Annotated in this window: 1 protein-coding gene and 1 pseudogene; both read left to right on the top strand. The window is 68.5% G+C overall.

Going from position 1 to position 688, the window contains the following annotated elements:
• Positions 1-385, top strand: a pseudogene (locus EF387_RS46500) (2-oxoacid:ferredoxin oxidoreductase subunit beta); the annotation flags it as partial.
• A gap of 37 nt (positions 386-422) precedes the next feature.
• Positions 423-688 (top strand): methylmalonyl-CoA mutase family protein (locus tag EF387_RS46505; RefSeq protein WP_238432111.1); only part of this gene is annotated, 266 nt, incomplete at its 3' end.

Genomic DNA, 688 nt, shown 5'->3' on the forward strand with positions numbered 1-688 from the left:
CCTCAAGGACAAGCAGCAGGCCGAGGAGGCTGTGATCCGCCTCGAGCACGGGCAGCCGATCCGCTTCGGCACCGATCTCGCCAAGGGCGTCGTCCGGGACGCGGCCACCGGTGACCTCAAGGTCGTCACGGTCACGCCGGACAACGAGGCGCAGATCATCGTCCACGACGCGCACTCCGCGTCCCCGACCACGGCCTTCGCCCTGTCCCGGCTGGCCGACCCGGACACCCTGCACCACACCCCGATCGGCGTCTTCCGCTCCGTCGACCGGCCCGTCTACGACACCCAGATGGCCGACCAGCTGGACACGGCGGTCGAGCAGAACGGCAAGGGCGACCTGGCCGCACTCCTCGCCGGCGCCGACACCTGGACCGTCGTCGGCTGACGACTCAGTACAGCAGCGCTCATGGGGAGACGAACTGATGGCACAGAGCAGAACAGGCGAGTCCGGACTGCCCATCGAGCCGGTGTACGGGCCTGAGTCCCTTCAGGGCTGGGATCCGGCGCAGAAGCTGGGGGAGCCGGGGGCGTATCCCTTCACGCGTGGTGTCTACCCGTCGATGTACACGGGTCGGCCGTGGACGATGCGTCAGTACGCCGGTTTCGGTACGGCGACGGAGTCCAACGCGCGGTACCAGCAGTTGATCGCCAACGGCACGATGGGTCTGTCGGTGGCCTTCGACCTGCC

Source organism: Streptomyces cavernae (genome assembly GCF_004023625.1).
Taxonomy (GTDB): domain Bacteria; phylum Actinomycetota; class Actinomycetes; order Streptomycetales; family Streptomycetaceae; genus Streptomyces; species Streptomyces cavernae.